The sequence below is a fragment of the Streptomyces sp. NPDC029216 genome (genome assembly GCF_040648015.1).
In the GTDB taxonomy this organism is placed as follows: Bacteria; Actinomycetota; Actinomycetes; order Streptomycetales; family Streptomycetaceae; genus Streptomyces.
The window spans coordinates 42,691-57,070 of the sequence record NZ_JBEZWL010000025.1 but is presented as its reverse complement, the minus strand read 5'-3'; the positions used below and the strand labels follow the sequence as shown (position 1 = coordinate 57,070).

Here is a 14,380-nt window from a genome sequence, read left to right as displayed (position 1 = left end):
TGAACGGGCCTTTAACTGACATCTACGCGCGTTACGATCGCCGCGAAACCAGCGCCGGTCGTGGCGCTTCGGTCAGGTTTTGAAGGAGCCTCCCCTTGCGCCGGATCACCAGGATCGCCACCGTGGGCATCGCGTCCGCGGCGCTGGCCCTCTCGGCCACCGCCTGTGGCGGAAAGAAGTCCTCGGACGCCACGTCCTCCTCGTCCTCCTCGGAGTCGAAGAGCGCCAGCGCCGCCATCGCGTACGACGTCGGCGGCCGCGGCGACCAGTCGTTCAACGACGCCGCCTACGCGGGCCTGGAGAAGGCCGAGAAGGAGCTCAAGGTCAAGACCGCCGAGGCGGAGCCGACCGAGGGCGAGAGCGAGGCCGACAAGGTCCAGCGCCTCACCGAGCTGGCGCGCAAGGGCAACAACCCGGTCATCGGCGTCGGCTTCTCCTACGCCCCGGCCATCGAGAAGGTCGCGAAGAAGTTCCCGAACACCACGTTCGGCATCATCGACGACACCTCGAAGACCGGCGCGAACATCGCCAACCTGGTGTTCAACGAGGAGCAGGGCTCCTACCTGGCCGGCGTCGCCGCCGCCAAGGCGTCGAAGACCGGCACGGTCGGCTTCATCGGCGGTGTCGAGGTTCCGCTGATCAAGAAGTTCCAGGCGGGCTTCGAGCAGGGCGTCAAGGACACCAACCCGAACGCCAAGGTGCTGTCGGCCTACCTGACCCAGCCGCCGGACTTCTCGGGCTTCGCCAAGCCCGACCTCGGCAAGGCCGCCGCCAAGGGCCAGCTCGACGGTGGCGCCGACGTGATCTACGCCGCCGCCGGTCTCGCGGGCTCGGGCGCCATCGAGGCCGCCTCCACCGCCGGCAAGTGGGCCATCGGCGTCGACTCGGACCAGTACAACCAGCCGGGTCTGGCGAAGTACAAGGACCACATCCTGACCTCGGTCACCAAGGACGTCTCCCTCGCGGTCTTCGACCTGATCAAGTCGGTCAAGGACGGCAAGCCGGAGTCCGGCGAGGTCCGCTACGGCCTCGACAAGAACGGTGTCGCCCTGGCCGACTCCAACCCGCAGTACAAGTCGATGGCCGACATCACCGCCGCGGTGGAGAAGGCGAAGGCCGACATCATCGCGAAGAAGATCACCGTCAAGACCGCGCCGTAAGGCCCTTGTCTGACGCGTAAGTCGCGGTCTCCGGGGTCCGGAAGCGGTCAACCCGCTCCCGGACCCCGAGCCGCGTCTTCGCCCCCCAGTCCGTGAAGACTTGTGGTCAGTTGGCCGCAAGTTTTCACTTCCGACAGTGCTACGCGCGTAGAGGCACCGTGGACGCGATACCGTCCGTCTCCCGCCCACCCGCCCGGCCGATCCCCGCCCTGTCCTCCTGCCACTTGGCTTATTTCCGGCTCCTTCCGCGCCAAGGAGAGTGCGTCATCAACGCGTCCAGCCCCCCTCTCGCCGTAGAACTGCACGGCATCACCAAGCGTTTCCCCGGCGTCGTCGCCAACAAGGACATCGCGATCTCCGTCCGCAAGGGCACGGTCCACGCTCTGATCGGCGAGAACGGTGCCGGCAAGTCGACCCTGATGAAGATCCTCTACGGCATGCAGAAGCCGGACGAGGGCACCATCGCCATCGACGGGGAGCAGGTCTCCTTCAGCAACCCCGGCGAGGCCATCGCCCGCGGCATCGGCATGGTCCACCAGCACTTCATGCTGGCCGACAACCTCACGGTCCTGGAGAACGTCGTCCTCGGCGGCGAGAAGCTCTACGGGATCGGCGGCAAGGCCCGCAAGAAGATCATGGAGATCTCCGACGCGTACGGCCTCGGCGTGCGTCCCGACGCCCTGGTCGAGGACCTCGGCGTCGCCGACCGCCAGCGCGTGGAGATCCTCAAGGTCCTCTACCGCGGTGCGAAGACCCTCATCCTCGACGAGCCCACCGCCGTGCTCGTGCCGCAGGAAGTGGACGCGCTCTTCGACAACCTGCGCGAGCTCAAGGCCGAGGGCCTGACCGTCATCTTCATCTCGCACAAGCTGGGCGAGGTGCTGAAGGTCGCCGACGACATCACCGTCATCCGCCGCGGCACCACGGTCGGCACCGCCGACCCGAAGACGGCCACGACCAAGCAGCTCGCCGAGCTCATGGTCGGCACCGAGCTGCCTTCGCCGGAGACCCGCGAGTCCACGGTGACCACGACCCCGATGCTCACGGTCGAGGGCCTGACCGTCGCCGACTCCGGCGCCGTCATCACCCCCGAGACCTCCGCGCCCGCCTTGGGCGACTCCGACACCGACCTGCGCGAGGCCCCGGTCGCCGGCCGCCTCCTGCTCGACGGGATCGGCTTCACCATCCACAAGGGCGAGATCCTCGGCATCGCCGGTGTCGAGGGCAACGGCCAGACGGAGCTGATCGAGGCCCTCATGGGCATGATCACCCCCGACACGGGCGTCATCACCCTCGACGGCACCGACATCACCAAGATGCCGGTCCGCAAGCGGCGCGAGGGCGGCATCGGCTACATCCCCGAGGACCGCCACCGGCACGGCCTGCTGCTGGAGTCCCCCCTCTGGGAGAACCGCATCCTCGGCCACGTCACCGAGAAGCCCAACTCCAAGGGCGGCATCCTCGACCCGAAGGCCGCCCGCAAGGACACCGAGCGGATCGTGCGCGAGTACGACGTGCGCACCCCCGGCATCGACGTCACCGCGGCCTCCCTCTCCGGCGGCAACCAGCAGAAGCTGATCGTCGGCCGCGAGATGAGCCACAACCCGAAGTTCCTGATCGCCGCTCACCCCACCCGCGGTGTGGACGTCGGCGCGCAGGCGCAGATCTGGGACGCCATCCGCGAGGCCCGCCGCGAGGGCCTGGCCGTGCTCCTGATCTCGGCGGACCTGGACGAGCTGATCGGCCTGTCCGACACGCTCCGGGTCATCTACCGCGGCCGCCTGGTCGCGGACGCCGACCCGGCGACCATCACGCCCGAGGAGCTCGGCACCGCCATGACAGGCGCCGCCAGCGGGCACCTCGAAGCCCATGACAACCACTCCGCCGGGGTCGACGGCGACACCACGGAGGACGAGGCCCGATGAAGAAATTCGACAAGGACCGGCTGCTCCTGGCAGCCGCCGGACCGGTGCTCGCGCTGGTCAGCGCCCTCGTGCTGACCATGCTCGTGCTGGCCGCTTCCGGCGTTGACCCGATCGATCCGCTGCGGATCATGATCGAGCAGGCGGGTTACGAGGACATCCAGGTCCTGATCGTCAACCAGGCCGGCATCTACTTCCTGGCAGCCCTGGCCGTGGCCATCGGTTTCCGGATGAACCTCTTCAACATCGGCGTCGACGGCCAGTACCGTCTCGCGGCGATGGTCTCCGCCGTGGTCGGTGCCTCGGTCTCGCTGCCGGCTCCGCTGCACATCCTGCTGATCGTGGTCATCGCCATGGCGACCGGTGCCTTCTGGTCCGGTATCGCGGGCATCCTCAAGGCCCGGCGCGGCGTGAGCGAGGTCGTCTCCACGATCATGCTCAACGCCATCGCGACCTCGCTGATCGCCTGGCTGATCCTGCCGAAGAACCTCGGCGTGCAGCCCGAGGGCTCCAACGACCTGACCACCGGTGACATCGCGGAGTCCGGCTGGTTCCCGGCCGTGTCCCTGCCCGGCGGCGACATCTACGGCTTCACCTTCGTGGCCTTCGCGCTCGGCATCGTCTACTGGTTCGTGCTCAACCGGACCCGCTTCGGCTTCGACCTGCGCGCCTCCGGCGCCAGCGAGTCCGCCGCGCAGGCCTCCGGCGTCGAGCCCAAGAAGATGATCATGACGGCGATGCTCATCTCGGGCGCCGTCGCCGGTCTGACCGGTATGCCGCTGCTGCTCGGCGAGTCGCACACGTACAACCTGTCCTTCCCGCTGGGCGTCGGCTTCACCGGTATCACCGTGGCCCTCCTCGGCCGGAACAACCCGATCGGCATCTTCTTCTCGGCCTTCCTGATCGCCTTCATCGACAAGGCGTCCGCCGGTCTCGACACCGCGGGGTACGCCAAGGAGATCGGCACGATCATGCAGGGCCTGATCGTGATCGCCGTCGTCGTCAGCTACGAGCTCGTCCGCCGCTACGGCATCCGCCGCCAGCAGCAGAAGGTCGGCGAAGAGCTGGCCGCCGGCCACGCCCTCAAGACCGACAACAAGGAGGTCGCGGCGTGAGCACCAGCACCGTTTCCGCGACGAGCGCCGCGCCCAAGAAGGGCGGCGGACGCCGCAAGCTCACCCTGCCCTGGATCCTGCTGATCGTCGCGGCCGGCCTCGCGCTGGTCTCGGTCGTCCGCCTGATCTCCGGCGCCAACGACCTGACCTCCGTCGGCCAGTTCTCCGGCGCCCTCCAGCTCGCCGTGCCGATCGCCCTCGCGGGCCTCGGCGGCCTGTGGGCCGAGCGCGCGGGCGTGGTCAACATCGGCCTCGAAGGCATGATGATCCTCGGCACCTGGTTCGGTGCCTGGGCCGGCTACCAGTGGGGTCCGTGGACCGGTGTCCTCATGGGCATCGTCGGCGGCGCCATCGGCGGCCTGCTGCACGCGATCATCACCGTGACCTTCAACGTGAACCACATCGTCTCCGGTGTGGCGATCAACATCCTGGCCGTCGGCTTCACCCAGTACCTGTCGAACTTCACCTTCGACAAGACCCCGGGCGGCTCCTCCAAGCAGTCCCCGCGCATCGACCCGATCACCGAGATCACCATTCCAGGGCTCTCGGACTGGCTGGCGACGCTCCAGGGCAAGCACTGGTTCCTGATCTCCGACGCCGCCGGCGCCCTGGGCGGTCTGGTCACCAACCTCTCGCTGCTGACCGTCGTCGCCGTGCTGCTGGTCCCGGTCACCTGGTGGGTGCTGTGGCGCACCGCGTTCGGTCTGCGCCTGCGCTCCTGCGGTGAGAACCCGGTCGCCGCAGAGTCCCTCGGCGTCAACGTCTACAAGTACAAGTACATCGCCGTGATCGTCTCCGGTGCGATGGCCGGCCTCGGCGGCGCGTTCCTCGCGATCGTCTCCACCGGCATCTACCAGGAGGGCCAGACCGGCGGCCGCGGCTACATCGGTCTCGCCGCGATGATCTTCGGTAACTGGATGCCGGGCGGCATGGCCCTCGGCTCGGGCCTCTTCGGCTTCACCTACAGCCTCCGCCTGCGCGGCGGTGCCGAGAACGTGCACGCGATGCTCCTGCTCATCGCGGTCCTGCTCGTGCTCGCCGTCGCCTGGCAGCTGTACAAGAAGAAGTACCTCCAGGCCGGCATCGCCGCGGTCTGCGCCGCCGGGCTCTTCATCTGGTACGCGCTCACCGACCAGGTGCCCAGCCAGTTCGTGGACGCCGCCCCGTACGTCACGACGCTGCTGGTGCTCGCCCTGTCGGCGCAGCGCCTGCGGATGCCGAAGGCGGACGGCATGCCGTACCGCAAGGGCCAGGGCAAGTGACCCCGGCCCCGACGGTCGACTGGGAAGCCCTGAGGACGGCCGCCCGGGACGCGATGACCCGGGCGTACGCCCCGTACTCGGGCTTCCCGGTCGGGGTGGCCGCGCGGGTCGACGACGGCCGGATGGTCACCGGCTGCAACGTCGAGAACGCGAGCTACGGCCTCGGCCTGTGCGCCGAGTGCGGCCTGGTCTCCTCCCTCCAGGCCACCGGCGGCGGCCGTCTCACCCACTTCACGTGCGTGGACGGCAAGGGCGAGATCCTCGTCCCCTGCGGGCGCTGCCGCCAGCTGCTCTACGAGTTCGGCGGCCCGGACCTGCTGGTGGAGACACCGGACGGGATCCTCCCGCTGAGCGCGATGCTGCCCCAGGCCTTCGGGCCCGACCACCTCAGACAGCCGTGACGACGGCCCTCCGCCCCACCGGGCGGAGGGCCGTCGGCCGTCTTCGAGCCGGGCTCCACCCCCACCTGAAACTCCTTGAACCTCTCCCCCCTCATCTCTATGCGCGTAGAAGGAAGTCACCTCATGGACGTCATCTCCGTCATCCGGACCAAGCGGGACCGCGGTGAGCTGAGCCCCGAGCAGATCGACTGGGTCATCGACGCCTACACCCGCGGCGTCGTCGCCGACGAGCAGATGTCGGCGCTCGCCATGGCCATCCTGCTCAACGGCATGAACCGGGCCGAGATCGCCCGCTGGACCGCCGCGATGATCGCCTCCGGCGAGCGGATGAACTTCGACTCCCTCTCCCGCCCCACCGCCGACAAGCACTCCACCGGCGGCGTCGGTGACAAGATCACCCTCCCGCTCGCCCCGCTCGTCGCCGCCTGCGGCGCGGCCGTCCCGCAGCTGTCCGGCCGCGGCCTCGGCCACACCGGCGGCACCCTCGACAAGCTGGAGTCCATCCCGGGCTGGCGCGCGCTGCTCTCCAACGAGGAGATGCTGAACGTCCTCGACACCACCGGCGCCGTCATCTGCGCGGCCGGCGACGGCCTGGCCCCGGCCGACAAGAAGCTCTACGCCCTGCGCGACGTCACCGGCACCGTCGAGGCCATCCCGCTGATCGCCTCCTCGATCATGTCGAAGAAGATCGCCGAGGGCACCGGCTCCCTCGTCCTCGACGTCAAGGTCGGCTCCGGCGCCTTCATGAAGAACATCGAGGACGCCCGCGAGCTCGCCTCCACCATGGTGGCCCTGGGCACCGACAGCGGCGTCAAGACGATCGCCCTGCTCACCGACATGTCCACCCCGCTCGGCCTCACCGCGGGCAACGCCCTGGAGGTCCGCGAGTCCGTCGAGGTCCTGGCCGGCGGCGGCCCGGCCGACGTGGTCGAGCTGACCATCGCCCTCGCGCAGGAGATGCTGGCTGCCGCCGGCATCAAGGACGCCGACCCGGCGAAGGCCCTCGCCGACGGCTCCGCCATGGACGTGTGGCGCCGGATGATCTCCGCCCAGGGCGGCGACCCGGACGCGGCCCTGCCGGTGGCCCGCGAGCAGCACGTGGTCACCGCGTCCGCCTCGGGCGTGCTGACCCGCCTCGACGCGTACGCAGTCGGCGTCGGCGCCTGGCGCCTGGGCGCGGGCCGCGCCCGCAAGGAGGACCCGGTGCAGGCCGGCGCGGGCATCGAGCTGCACGCGAAGCCGGGTGACACCGTCACCGCCGGCCAGCCGCTGATGACCCTGCACACGGACACCCCGGAGAAGTTCGACTACGCCCTGGCCTCCCTGGAGGGCTGCTACGACGTCGCCCCGGCCGGCACGGCGTTCACGGCGAACCCGATCGTCCTGGACCGCATCGCGTAGTCCCGGGCACGGGGCAGGGCCGCTGCGCGGGCTGGACAGTGCCGCGCAGCGGCCGTGTCCAGCCCCGCAGGGCCCCACCGATGAGTTCCGCGGCCGCGGCAGGTCATCCACCTGTGGAGATCAGAACCCTGGCCCTGGACGGGCCCCAGCCGGACGTCCCCGCCCTCTGCGCCCGCGTCAGCGAGGCCTGCCGGGACGGCCCCGGACAGCCGGCGGCGGTGGTCTGCGACGCAGCAGGCGTCACCCGCCCCACCCTCGCCACCGTCGACGCCCTCGCCCGCATGGCCCTGACCGCCCGCAGCCACCGCACCCCCTTCCACGTCACGGGGGCGACCCCCGCGCTACGCGCCCTGCTGGACCTCGCAGGCCTCGTAGGCCTCGTCGAGCTCCTCGGGCAGCCCGAACAGCGGGAACCACCGGTCGGTGTCCAGGAAGGCGTTCAGCCCGACGATCCGCCCCTCTGAGATCTCCAGCACCTGCAGCGCCCACGGCACGTGCCCCGGCCGGCCGTCCTCGCGCGGACGGTACTGGCCGAAGGCCGGCAGCCCGTTCGCCGTCGTCGGTATCAGCCGCGAGCCCTTGCAGCCGATGCCCTGGTTCAGATGCCAGGCGGCGATGTCCGCGTGCCCCTGGAGCCACAGGTCGAACGGCGGCATCGACAGCACCGCGTCCTCGTGCAGCAGGGCGGTCAGCCGCGTGATGTCGTAGGCCTCGAACGCCGACAGGTACTGCTCCAGCAGCTTCGCCTGGTCCGCGTCCAGCGGGTCCGCCGGATCGCTCGGCCGCAGCGCCTGCCCCGAGAGGGTCGCCCGGGCCCGCTGGAGGGCGCTGTTCACCGAGGCCACCGTGGTCTCCAGGAGCTGCGCGACCTCGTCCGCCTTCCAGGCCAGCACCTCCCGCAGGATCAGCACGGCCCGCTGCTTCGCCGGCAGGTGCTGCAGGGCCGCCACGAACGCCAGCCGCACGGACTCCTTCGCCAGGGCCATCTCCGCCGGGTCGGCGGTCTGCGGCAGCACCCGCCCGTCGGGCACCGGCTCCAGCCAGGTCACCTCGGGCCGCTCGTTCAGCACGGCCGACGCCTGGTGCTGCGGGGCGGACAGGTCCATCGGACGGGCCCGCTTCTTCCCGGCGTTCAGCACGTCCAGGCAGACGTTCATGGCGATCCGGTACAGCCACGACCGCAGCGAGGAGCGGCCCTCGAACCTCCCGTACGCCCGCCAGGCGCGGACGTAGGTGTCCTGCACGGCGTCCTCGGCGTCGAAGGCCGAGCCGAGCATCCGGTAGCAGTAGCCCGTCAGCTCGACGCGGTAGCGGTCCATCGCCGCGTCGAGCTCCGGGGAGGTGGTTGCGAGGTCACTCATGGCTGCCGTCCCCCAGGTGGTTTCCCGTCACTTCGGAAACTACCCGAGGGGTCTGACAACGGCAGCCGCAGCGCGGCGCGGTGCGTCAGGTCCCGGGCTTGCGCCCGTACACGAAGACGTCCTCGCCGTTGGTGAGCATGTTCCAGTACGCCTTCGCGTCCGTCGTCGTCATGTTGACGCAGCCGCCCGAGCCCGGCGGGTTCCACATGCTCTTCTCCACCGAGTGGAAGGCGATGCCCCCGTCGAAGAACTGGGCGTACGGCATCGCCACGTTGTAGATCGTCGACCAGTGGTTGATGTTGCGGTAGTAGATCTTCTTCAGCCCGGTCCGCGTCGGGGTCTCCGCCTTGCCGGTGCGCACCGGCACCGGACCGTACTTCAGCGTGGCCCCGTCCTGGATCCAGCTCAGCTGCCGGGTCAGGTCGACGCAGGCGATCCGCCCCAGGTTGACGGGGCACTTGCCCTCGGCGTTCGGGTTCTTGCCGGCCGCCCGCTGCGCCAGCATCGTGCTCATCGTCTGCCAGGTCAGCGGCCCGGCGTACCCCATCGTGGGGGTGATCCCGTGGGTGGCCTGGAAGGCCTGGATGGCGGAGCAGTCGGCCGCCGACTGCACCCCGTCCACCGGCCGCCCCAGGAACTGTTCCACCTGCCGCTGGTACGGCCCCGTCGTCACGTTGCACGAGCCGGCGGCCTGCGCCGCCCCGCCCCCTGCGACCACCAGGGGCGCCGCCAGCGCCAGCGCCCCGCCGAACACCACCGCGGCCCGCCGCCGCGCGCGCACGCGTATCCCCGCCATCCGGTCCTCCCCTGCCGCGCCCGCACCCTGGGGGCGCCGATGCCCTCCACGCTAGAGCGCGCAGGGCACGCCGGATAGGAGTCGGACGGGACTTCGGGCGGGACTTCTGACCGGGCTCCGGGCGGGACTTGGGACGGACTCCGGGCGGGGCTTCAGCGCGCGGCCGCCGCCGTGACCGGCAGCCGCCGCTCGGCGCGGGCCGCGTGGGACCCGTACAGGGTGATCGAGACGACGCCCAGCACCGCCAGCAGGGCGATCCCGACCGTGGCCTCCCACCCGGCGGCGTGGTACGCCAGCGCACCCAGGGTGCCGCCCGCGCTGGAACCCAGGTAGTACGCGGACTGGTACAGCGCCGAGGCCTGCGCCCGGCCCGTCTTCGCCGTCCGGCTCACCGCCGAGGAGGCCACCGCGTGACCGGCGAAGAAGCCCGCCGTGATCAGCACCAGCCCCGGCAGGATCAGCCACAGCGTGTCGGCGAGCGACAGCAGCAGCCCCAGCGCGGTCGTGGTCACCGCCAGGTACAGCGCACCGCGCCGCCCCGTCCGCGCCACCAGCTGCCCGGCCGCCGCCGAGGAGGCCGTACCCACCAGGTAGATCAGGAAGATCGACCCGACCACGCCCTGGCCCAGCGAGAACGGCGCCTCCACCAGCCGGTAGCCGATGACCGTGTACACGGCCCCGAAGACCGTCATGAACAGCGCGCCGATCCCGTACAGCCGTAGCAGCAGCGGATCGCGCAGGTGCCCGGTGACCGTACGGCCCACCGCGCGCGGGTTCAGCGAGGCCGGCCGGAAGAACCGCGCCCGGGGCAGCAGCACCAGGAAGGCCACCGCGCAGGCCAGCGCCATCACGCCGACGGCCAGCAGCCCGCCGCGCCAGCCCCACAGCTGCGCGCCCCAGCCGGTGACGATGCGGCCGCTCATCCCGCCGATGGAGTTGCCGGCCACGAACAGGCCGATCGCCCCGACCAGCGCCTTCGGCCGGACCTCCTCCGCCAGGTACGCCATCGCGGAGGCCGGGATGCCGGCGATCGCCGCGCCCTGCACCGCGCGCAGCGCCACCAGCCACTCCAGGCCCGGCGCGAACGGCACCAGCAGGCCGACGGCGACGGCCACCACCATCGACCAGGTCATCATCCGGGTCCGCCCGAACCGCTCGGACAGCGCGCTGAGCGGCAGGACGCACAGGGCGAGCGCGCCGGTGGCCGCGGACACCGTCCAGCTGGCCTGACCGGCCGTCACGCCGAAGCCGGCGGAGACCGCGGGCAGCAGGGCCTGGGTGGAGTAGAGGAGGGCGAAGGTCGCCAGTCCGGCGGCGAAGAGCGCGAGGCTCATCCGGCGGTAGCCGGGGCGGCCGGGGGAGTGGGGCTCGGGGGACGACGGGGTGGAGGCACCCGGGATGACGAGTGCCCCGGTATGAGCGGGAGACATACCTCGACGCTAAGCCGTCCCCTTTCATGCGTCCAATGCACGAATTCGCCATAATCAATCCACTCACGCATCACCACAGCTCAGGGGCGCAGGTGTCAACGAACCGTTACGAAGAAGACATGGCCGTGACACGGGAGCTGGCCCCCCGCCTCGCCCAGTTCGTCGCGGTCGCCCGGCACGAGCACGTCACCCGCGCCGCCCACGAGCTGGGCGTACCCCAGTCCACCCTGTCCCGGGCGATGGTCCGCCTCGAACAGGACCTGGGCGTCTCGCTGTTCGCCCGCAAGGGCCGCACCGTCGCCCTCACCACCGCCGGCCGGACCTTCCTCGCCTCCGCCGAGGAGGCCCTGGGCGGGATCGCCCGCGCCGCCGGCTCCGTGCAGCAGGACGCCGACCCGGCCTTCGGGAAGGTCGCGTTCGGCTTCCTGCACACCCTCGGCCCCGAGACCGTGCCCGGCCTGATCCGCGCCTTCCGGGCCGACCACCCGCGGGTCCGCTTCGCCCTCGTCCAGAACTACGGCGAGGCCATGCTGGAGAAGCTCCGCGCCGGGGAGCTCGACCTGTGCCTGACCTCGCCCGTGCCCGACGCCCCCGACCTGGTGGCCCGCCGCCTCGACGAGCAACGCCTGCGCCTGGTCGTCCCGGACGACCACCGCCTCGCGGGCCGCAAGCGCATCCGCCTCGCCGAGGCCGCGGAGGAAACCTTCGTCACCCTGGAGGCGGGCTACGGCCTGCGCCGCATCACGGACGACCTGTGCGCGGAGGCCGGGTTCACCCCGAAGGTGGCCTTCGAGGGCGAGGAGGCCGAGACCCTGCGCGGCCTGGTCGCGGCGGGCCTGGGCGTGGCCCTCCTTCCGCCGCCCCTCGTCCCCCGCCCGGGGGTGGTCGAGCTGACGGTGACGGCACCGCGCGCGGTCCGCGAGATCGGCGTGGCCTGGCTGGACGGCCACCCGGACACCCCACCGGTAGCCGCCTTCAAACGCTTCCTCCTCTCCCGCCGCGGCCGCCTGATCCCAGAACTGGAACCCCCGTCCTAACCCGGCCCGTCGGGGCCCGCGGGGTCTTTCTTGCCGGGTCGGCCGGCTGTCGCTGCCGACAGCAAGTACCCGGCCTGGAAGCGGGATTTGGCGCCGATCGCGCGCATGATCTCCGCGATGTGGCGTTGGCAGGTGCGTTCCGACATGCCCAGGCGGCGGGCGATGACCTTGTCCTCCAGGCCTTCCGACAGGAGTCGGACGATGGTCTGGCGGAGTTCGTCCGAGAGGGACTTGGCGGCTTCCGGGCTGACCGTCGTCGGGAAGGGGCGGGCGCCCAGCCAGGAGCGTTCGAAGGCGGCCGTCATGAAGTGGACGACGCTCGGTTCCCGGACCACCAGCGCCGCCCCCTGGCGGTCGGGGACCGACATCAGGCCGGTGTGCGCGTCGAAGATCAGCATCCGCATCAGGCCGTCGCCCAGGGTCCGCACCTGTGCCCCCAGCGCCGTCACCCGTTCCACGTACGCGGCCGTCGGGCGCGAGTAGCGTGCCGTGTGCTGGTAGATGGTCCGCATCCGGACCCCGCGCGCCAGCAGCGACTCGTCCCGCCCGACCGCCTCCTCCAGGGTTTCCTGCGGCCGCCCGCCGCCCGGCTGGGAGGTCAGCAGCTCCCGCTCGCAGCCCGCCACCAGCTCGGCGATCATCCCGCGTACCGCCCCGAGGTCGGTGACCAGCTCCAGACGGCCCGACCCGCCCGCGTCCCGGTGCGCGGCCCCCGCCTCGTACGCCGGCACCAGCGCCTCCAGCCGCCCGCGCAGCCGGTCCATCTCGTCGTGGGTCTCCCGTACGAGCAGCGCGAGCGGGGCCAGCGCGCGGGCGGCGGCCGCCCGCGGCGGGACCGCCGTCCACCGCTCGGGGCCCTCCTCGCCGGGGGCCCGCTGGAGCAGATGGGCGGCGGCCAGCTCCGTGACGGCGGCGCCCGCGCGGGCGCCGAGCGCGGCGGTGGCCTCGGCCGGGGTGAAGGCGTACCGCTCCACGGCGAAGGCGTACAGGCGCCGCGCGGCGGGGCTCAGATCGGATCCATCAGCTCCGTCGGCATCGACTGGCATATGCCTATTCGTCCCTGAACGTGACCGTTTATAAACCCCTCGGGTTCCCGCAAGGCGACAAGTCGACTCCTGGATCCCCGCATGCCGCATATGCCGAACCGGCACAGTAGGGATCACGGCGTGCCGGGGGCGGTCGCGCCGCATCCATCGGTGCCGTCCGACCGTGAGGGGGCGGAGCGGCAGGCACGGACGGACGCCGCGCCCGCCCCCGCCCCGCGGGCCCGTCCTACTTCGGCTTCGCGTAGTCCCCGAAGCCCGTCCAGTCCAGCGCCACGACCGGCTCGTCACCGACCACCCAGGCGTCGTGCCCGGGCGCGATCTGCATGAAGTCCCCCGGGCCGTAGTCGTCTTCCTGTCCGTCGTCCATGACGACGTGCATGCGGCCGCTCACCATGTACCCCGTGTGCGCCGACTGGCAGCTCTCCGTGCCGGCCAGCGGCTTGATGTGCTCCGACCAGCGCCAGCCCGGCTCGAACACCGCACGTCCGACGGCTCCGCCTTCCGCCTGGACCAGGTCCAGCCGGCCCTTGCCGTCCGCGAACGGCCGGGTCTCGTCGGCGCTGTCGAAACTCCTGCGCACCAATCCGGCCATGCCCCATCGCCTCCAGGAGAGAAAGAACCCCCGAGTCCACTCCTCACTTTACTCTCGGGCCTCCCACCCCTCACCCCGGCAGCGACCGCCCTCACCCCCGCAGCGACCGCCCGAAACCCGAGGCCAGCGGCATCCGCAGCCCCAGCGGCGGGGGCGCCGCCAGCGCGTCCGTCACCGGCCGCGAGTACCGCCCCGAGAGCATCGAGCCGAGGACGAAGTCCACCCCGAGTGCCACCACTTCCGCCCGGTGTTCCCGCAGCCCGTGCCCGTCGGAGTGCACCTCGAACCGGCAGGTAGAACGATTCGCCTTCTTCGCCCGCGCCGCCAGCAGGAAGGACCGCTCCGGGTCGCTGCGCGCGTCGTTCGTGCCGTGCACGATCAGCACCTGGCGCCCGGCGAGCTGTTTCACCGGTTCAGGGGAGCCGCCGCGCACCTCCTCCGGTAAACAAGGGGCCAGCGCCAGCACCGAGTTGACGGCGTCGTGCCCCGCCGCCCGCAGCGCCGTCCGGCCCCCGGTGCCGAAGCCGGCCAGGCAGACCGGCACGTCCCCGTACCGGCGCAGCGCCTCGTCCGCCGCCCACCGCGCGGCCTCCTCGCGGTCCCCGGGGCCGTGCAGCACCGGGTGCGCCACCAGCCCCTCCGCCCCGCCCGCCCGGGCCAGCGCCCGCGCGAGCGGGCGCAGGGGACCGGGGGTGATCCTGGACGTCCCCGGGAGCAGGAGGACCACACCACTGACCGTCGTGTCCGAGCCGTTCGCGCCGGCCGCCCGCCCCAGGCGGGCCCCGCGCGCCGGCGGCGCATGCTGTGCCATGGCGGAACAGTCTCAGACCGGCAGGTGTATGCCACCCGTCCGTACG

At 71.5% G+C, this 14,380-nt stretch carries 13 protein-coding genes and 1 pseudogene; 8 read left to right on the top strand and 6 right to left on the bottom strand.

The features are described 5' to 3' along the window. Positions 1–95: 95 nt before the first annotated feature. The 7 genes and pseudogenes from AB0F18_RS12850 to AB0F18_RS12820 all read left to right on the top strand — a co-directional run. A complete protein-coding gene (locus tag AB0F18_RS12850) occupies positions 96–1,160 on the top strand; it encodes a BMP family ABC transporter substrate-binding protein (RefSeq protein ID WP_362058524.1) in 1,065 nt (354 codons plus the stop codon). Positions 1,161–1,426: 266 nt separating this feature from the next. Then, positions 1,427–3,085, top strand: a complete 1,659-nt coding sequence (locus tag AB0F18_RS12845) for an ABC transporter ATP-binding protein (protein ID WP_362058556.1) — start codon at positions 1,427–1,429, stop codon at positions 3,083–3,085. Then, positions 3,082–4,197 (top strand): ABC transporter permease, encoded by a 1,116-nt coding sequence (locus AB0F18_RS12840; RefSeq protein ID WP_362058521.1) that lies wholly within the window; start codon positions 3,082–3,084, stop codon positions 4,195–4,197. Before AB0F18_RS12845 ends, AB0F18_RS12840 begins: the two co-directional genes overlap by 4 nt. After that, on the top strand, positions 4,194–5,459 hold the full coding sequence (locus AB0F18_RS12835; protein ID WP_362058518.1) for an ABC transporter permease: 1,266 nt from the start codon (positions 4,194–4,196) through the stop codon (positions 5,457–5,459). The genes AB0F18_RS12840 and AB0F18_RS12835 overlap by 4 nt, the downstream gene beginning before the upstream one ends. Beyond that, complete coding sequence (locus AB0F18_RS12830) at positions 5,456–5,860, top strand: cytidine deaminase (protein ID WP_362058515.1); 405 nt, start codon at positions 5,456–5,458, stop codon at positions 5,858–5,860. Before AB0F18_RS12835 ends, AB0F18_RS12830 begins: the two co-directional genes overlap by 4 nt. 123 nt (positions 5,861–5,983) lie before the next feature. Continuing rightward, a complete protein-coding gene (locus AB0F18_RS12825) occupies positions 5,984–7,261 on the top strand; it encodes a thymidine phosphorylase (RefSeq protein ID WP_362058512.1) in 1,278 nt (425 codons plus the stop codon). 80 nt (positions 7,262–7,341) lie between these two features. Continuing rightward, positions 7,342–7,572: pseudogene (locus AB0F18_RS12820) on the top strand (hypothetical protein); the annotation flags it as partial. A gap of 30 nt (positions 7,573–7,602) precedes the next feature. Here AB0F18_RS12820 and AB0F18_RS12815 read toward each other — a convergent pair. The 3 genes from AB0F18_RS12815 to AB0F18_RS12805 all read right to left on the bottom strand — a co-directional run bounded on the left by AB0F18_RS12815 (position 7,603) and on the right by AB0F18_RS12805 (position 10,848). Continuing rightward, entirely contained in the window at positions 7,603–8,622 is a 1,020-nt protein-coding gene (locus AB0F18_RS12815; protein WP_362058509.1) for a sigma-70 family RNA polymerase sigma factor, read from the bottom strand. An 85-nt stretch (positions 8,623–8,707) separates the two neighbouring features. Beyond that, positions 8,708–9,418: a L,D-transpeptidase gene (locus tag AB0F18_RS12810; RefSeq protein WP_362058506.1), complete on the bottom strand. Its 711-nt coding sequence runs from the start codon at positions 9,416–9,418 to the stop codon at positions 8,708–8,710. A gap of 152 nt (positions 9,419–9,570) precedes the next feature. Next, entirely contained in the window at positions 9,571–10,848 is a 1,278-nt protein-coding gene (locus tag AB0F18_RS12805) for an MFS transporter (protein WP_362058503.1), read from the bottom strand. A gap of 119 nt (positions 10,849–10,967) precedes the next feature. Between AB0F18_RS12805 and AB0F18_RS12800 the strand changes: the two genes are divergently transcribed. Continuing rightward, complete coding sequence (locus AB0F18_RS12800) at positions 10,968–11,885, top strand: LysR family transcriptional regulator (RefSeq protein WP_362058500.1); 918 nt, start codon at positions 10,968–10,970, stop codon at positions 11,883–11,885. Here the strand turns inward: AB0F18_RS12800 and AB0F18_RS12795 are convergent. The 3 genes from AB0F18_RS12795 to AB0F18_RS12785 form a co-directional block, all read right to left on the bottom strand. Beyond that, on the bottom strand, positions 11,882–12,931 hold the full coding sequence (locus tag AB0F18_RS12795; RefSeq protein ID WP_362058497.1) for a helix-turn-helix transcriptional regulator: 1,050 nt from the start codon (positions 12,929–12,931) through the stop codon (positions 11,882–11,884). The genes AB0F18_RS12800 and AB0F18_RS12795 overlap by 4 nt on opposite strands. Positions 12,932–13,157: 226 nt before the next feature. Continuing rightward, entirely contained in the window at positions 13,158–13,523 is a 366-nt protein-coding gene (locus AB0F18_RS12790; RefSeq protein ID WP_362058494.1) for a cupin domain-containing protein, read from the bottom strand. A 91-nt stretch (positions 13,524–13,614) separates the two neighbouring features. Then, positions 13,615–14,334, bottom strand: coding sequence for an alpha/beta hydrolase (locus AB0F18_RS12785; RefSeq protein ID WP_362058491.1), 720 nt, complete (start codon positions 14,332–14,334; stop codon positions 13,615–13,617). Positions 14,335–14,380 lie beyond the last annotated feature (46 nt).

What these genes read in the sequence shown, in the direction of transcription:
- AB0F18_RS12805 (WP_362058503.1), bottom strand. Translation starts at nt 10,848, where the DNA reads ATGTCTCCCGCTCATACCGGGGCACTCGTCATCCCGGGTGCCTCCACC.
- AB0F18_RS12840 (WP_362058521.1), top strand. Translation starts at nt 3,082, where the DNA reads ATGAAGAAATTCGACAAGGACCGGCTGCTCCTGGCAGCCGCCGGACCG.
- AB0F18_RS12785 (WP_362058491.1), bottom strand. Translation starts at nt 14,334, where the DNA reads ATGGCACAGCATGCGCCGCCGGCGCGCGGGGCCCGCCTGGGGCGGGCG.
- AB0F18_RS12800 (WP_362058500.1), top strand. Translation starts at nt 10,968, where the DNA reads ATGGCCGTGACACGGGAGCTGGCCCCCCGCCTCGCCCAGTTCGTCGCG.
- AB0F18_RS12795 (WP_362058497.1), bottom strand. Translation starts at nt 12,931, where the DNA reads ATGCCAGTCGATGCCGACGGAGCTGATGGATCCGATCTGAGCCCCGCC.
- AB0F18_RS12825 (WP_362058512.1), top strand. Translation starts at nt 5,984, where the DNA reads ATGGACGTCATCTCCGTCATCCGGACCAAGCGGGACCGCGGTGAGCTG.
- AB0F18_RS12790 (WP_362058494.1), bottom strand. Translation starts at nt 13,523, where the DNA reads ATGGCCGGATTGGTGCGCAGGAGTTTCGACAGCGCCGACGAGACCCGG.
- AB0F18_RS12810 (WP_362058506.1), bottom strand. Translation starts at nt 9,418, where the DNA reads ATGGCGGGGATACGCGTGCGCGCGCGGCGGCGGGCCGCGGTGGTGTTC.
- AB0F18_RS12815 (WP_362058509.1), bottom strand. Translation starts at nt 8,622, where the DNA reads ATGAGTGACCTCGCAACCACCTCCCCGGAGCTCGACGCGGCGATGGAC.